Genomic DNA, 4168 nt, shown 5'->3' on the forward strand with positions numbered 1-4168 from the left:
ACCGTGTGCCGTGGCCGGCCTGGACACCGCTGGGGGTGGCGGGCGTCCTGGCCGGGACCCTGCTCGCCGCCCCGGCCCCGGCCCGGGCCGCCGCCACCGCGGCAGGCGCCGTACTGGACCCCGCTCACAGCAGCGTCAGCTGGCAGAGCCCGGTCTACGCCAAGGGCACCGGCGGCGGCCCCGAGAAGTGCCCCGACGCCGCCACCGACCCCGGCGGCACGGTCTGCCACCGCTTCGACCTGACGGTCTCGGTGCCGGACGGCTACTGGGACGACAACCCCGAGGGCGGCGTCCCGCTGTCGATCGGATGGGAGCGCCCCGCGGACGACTTCGACCTGTACGTCTACGACGACCGCGGCAAGCAGGTCGCCTCCAGCGCGGGCACCGCCGACCCGGAGGCCACGGTGATCCCGCGGGCGTCGGGCACCTACCACGTGCTCGTGGTGCCGTACGCCGTGCACGACAACTCCTTCACCGGCACCGCCTATCTGCCCGCGACCACGGACGCCGGGGACCTCACGTCGTTCTCGGGCGGTGCCGGCAGCTACGCCATCGGCGCCGGGCGGCTGACCGCGCGGGCCGACTTCCTGAAGGGCGGTCAGCTCCGGCTCCAGGCCGACCCCTCGGGCTCGCTCAGCGATCCGGCCGGCACCGCCATCGTGCGCCGGCGACCCGCGCTCCAGCGGCACACCTCGTCCTTCGACGCGGGCGACTACTACGGCATCCGGTCCCCCGAGGCCGTGCTGCGCGTGTACAAGAAGCCGCTGCGGTTCGGCCTGTACCGGCCCGACAACCGCACCCGGATCTGGCAGGAGGACAAACCGCTGCGCTGGTCCACCGGCGGGATGCGGCAGAGCCTCACGCGGGGCGCGGACGAGCAGTTCTTCGGCGGCGGCGAGCAGAACGGCAGCTTCTCGCACCGCGGCCGGACGATGTACGTGGCGAACAGCTTCGACTGGAACGAGGGCGGCTACAACAACTCCCAGCCCTTCTACCTCTCCAGCGCGGGCTACGGCGTCTTCCGCAACACCTTCGCGCCGGGCGTGTACACCTTCGGGGCGCCGGTGACGACCGGACAGCAGGAACGGCGCCTGGACGCCTACTACTTCCTCGGCGACGCCAAGCAGGTGATCGGCAAGTACACGGCGCTGGTGGGCAGGCCGTTCATGCCGCCGGTGTACGGGCTGGAACCGGGCGACTCCGACTGCTACCTGCACAACGCCAACCGGGGCGAGCGGCACACCCTGGACGCGCTGAAGATCGCCGACGGCTACGCAGAGCACCGGATGCCGCTCGGCTGGATGCTGGTCAACGACGGGTACGGCTGCGGGTACGAGAACCTGGAGCAGACCGTCAAGGGCCTCCAGGACCGTCACGCGCAGCTCGGCCTGTGGACCGAGGACGGCATCGACAAGCTCGCCGACCAGGTCAGGGCGGGCCAGCGGGTGGCCAAGCTGGACGTCGCCTGGGTGGGCAACGGCTACAAGTTCGCGCTGGACGCCTGTGACGCGGCCAAGCGGGGCATCGAGGACAACAGCGACGCGCGCGGCTTCGTCTGGCTGCCGGTGTCCTGGGCGGGTGCCCAGCGCTGCGGGGTGCTGTGGAGCGGCGACCAGAAGCTGTCCTGGGACTACATCCGCTGGCAGATCCCGACGTACGCCGGGGCGACGATGTCCGGGATCGCCTACAACACCGGTGACGTCGGCAGCATCTACCGCCACGACGCCCGGATGTACGCCCGAGACCTGCAGTGGAAGGCGTTCCTGCCGGCCATCATGACGATGGACGGCTGGGCCACCGACCTCACCACCGGCAAGCCCGCCGACCAGCAGCCGTGGCGGGACGGCGAGCCGTACACCTCGATCAACCGGAAGTACCTCCAGCTGAAGGAGCGGCTGCTGCCGTACATGTACACCCTGTCCGCCCAGGCGGCGCGGACGGGCGTGGGCGCGGTGCGTCCGCTGTGGCTGGAGTACCCGGACGACCCGGGCACCCTGGGCGCGCAGGCGAAGTACGAGTTCCTGTCCGGGCCGGACTTCCTGGTCGCGCCGGTCTACGAGGACGCGGACACCCGCGACGGCATCTATCTGCCGAAGGGCACCTGGACCGACTACTGGACCGGCCGCACTTATCAGGGCCCGACCACGGTCAACGGCTACCACGCCCCGCTGGACACCCTCCCGCTGTTCGTGCGCGAGGGCGCGATCGTGCCCATGTGGCCGGAAGGGACGACGAGTTGGCAGACCCGCGACCGGCACGAGCTGGACTGGGACCTGTACCCGGCCGCGCGCGGCACCGGCCATTACACGCTGTACGAGGACGACGGCGTCACCCGTGACTTCACCAAGGGGGCGGCGGCCACCCAGCGGGTGTCGATGCGCGGCGACGCCCGGGGCACGACCGTGACGGTCGGCGCGAGCCGGGGCGACTACGCGGGCAAGGTGGACGCCCGGACGTACCGGTTCACCGTGCACGGCGGCACGGCACCCGCGCGGGTCCTGCTCGACGGGCGTCCACTGCCACGCAGCGCCTGGTCGTACGACGCCGGCACCCGGGTCACCACGGTCCGCACCCCGAGTCTGCCGCTGGACCGCGGGTTCACGCTGCGGCTGGCCGGCCCGGAGCGGAACCGGACGGGCACGGCCGCGGGCTCTTGACGTGTCTGGTTCAGACCTTTAGCTTCTCGGGTCATCGATGACCAAGGATGCGTTCAGCGTTCACCATGCTGAACGCATCCGGTCCGACGAAGGGACCCCCCACATGACCCGATCACGGCTCCTCACAGCGACCACCACGGTGGCCCTCGCCCTTGCCCTCACCGCCCTCGGCACCGCCGGCGCGGACGCGGCCGACCCGCGTGTCGCGCCCGGCGGCAACTTCGACCTGTCCGTCTGGCAGCTCCAGGAGCCCGTCGGCTCCCCCGGCAAGCCCACCACCGTCCCGTCGTCCCGGCTCCAGGGCGCGAACGGCTACCAGGACGCGTACTTCTACACCGACACCCGCGACGGCGCGATGACCTTCTGGGCGCCCGAGAAGGGCGTCACCACCCCGAACTCCAAGTACGCCCGCTCCGAGCTGCGCGAGATGAACCGCAACGGCTCGCCCGCCGACTGGGCGCTCAGCGGCAGCCACCGGATGAGCGCCACCCTGCGCGTGGTGTCCGTGACCAAGAACGTCTGCGTCGGCCAGATCCACCTCGGCTCCGGCGGCACCTCCACCAAGCCGCTGGTGGAGCTGTACTACCGCGCGAACGGGGACATCGTCCTCGGCACCGAGGACTCCCCGGCCGGCGGCCAGACGCTGCATCCCGTCGGACACGTGCCCGTCGGCAAGACCTGGAGCTACACCCTCGCCGTCTCGGGCGGGAACACCATCGACCTGACCGTGAACGGCACCACCACCCACTACGCCATCCCGTCCACCTTCAAGCCCTACAAGCAGTACTTCAAGGCCGGCTCCTACAACCAGTCCTCCTCGGACAGCACCACGAAGGGCGCCCGCGTGGCGTTCTACGGCCTGACCGTCGCGCACGGCTGACACGCGGCCCGACCTGCGCGACTGGTGCGAACGGCGGGACGGTCGTAGCGTCGGGTGCACGCGGTCGGACACGGCACGACGGGCGGGAGCGGCCATGCGCGGATCAGTGGTGGGTACGGCGGTCACCCTCGCGGCAGGAGCCCTGCTCACAGCGGCCATGACCACGGCCACGGCCAGTCCGCCACCCACCGCCCCGGCGCCCTCCCGGACCGGCGCGTCGCAGCCCGTCCTGGTCGACTGCCTGTGGCAGCAAACCGTGCGCCCCGACGACTTCATCCTGGCCTGCGGCGACGGCAACAGCCGGCTCACCGGACTCCGCTGGTCCGAGTGGGGTCCGGACGGGGCGACCGCCGAGGGCGTGAACATGGTCAACGACTGCAAGCCGTACTGCGCGGCCGGCACCTTCCGCTCCTATCCGGTGACCGTCCGCCTCGACGGCGCCACGTCCTGGAAGAAGCACCCCGAGGTCCAGCGCTACGACCGGATGAGCCTCACCTATCCGGAAGACCGCCCGGAGGGCTTCAAGCAGGTCATGACGTATCCGCTCTGGGACTGACGGTCCGGCCCGGCGATCCGGGCCGGACCGGCGTCCCGGCCGGGGCGTCACCCGGGCGCGCCCCGCGGGGCGCGC

General features: G+C 71.6%; 3 protein-coding genes. All 3 read left to right on the top strand.

From position 1 onward, the window contains the following. On the top strand, window positions 1–2657 hold a 2657-nt coding region (locus tag CCN44_RS40780; RefSeq protein WP_414820554.1), incomplete at its 5' end, for a glycoside hydrolase family 31 protein. A 103-nt stretch (window positions 2658–2760) separates the two neighbouring features. Continuing rightward, window positions 2761–3537, top strand: coding sequence for a polysaccharide lyase family 7 protein (locus CCN44_RS40785; protein WP_107502174.1), 777 nt, complete (start codon window positions 2761–2763; stop codon window positions 3535–3537). Window positions 3538–3631: 94 nt separating this feature from the next. Further along, window positions 3632–4093, top strand: coding sequence for a hypothetical protein (locus CCN44_RS40790; RefSeq protein WP_059246954.1), 462 nt, complete (start codon window positions 3632–3634; stop codon window positions 4091–4093). Window positions 4094–4168 lie beyond the last annotated feature (75 nt).

This window comes from Streptomyces tricolor (assembly GCF_002155905.1).
GTDB classification, from domain to species: Bacteria; Actinomycetota; Actinomycetes; order Streptomycetales; family Streptomycetaceae; genus Streptomyces; species Streptomyces tricolor.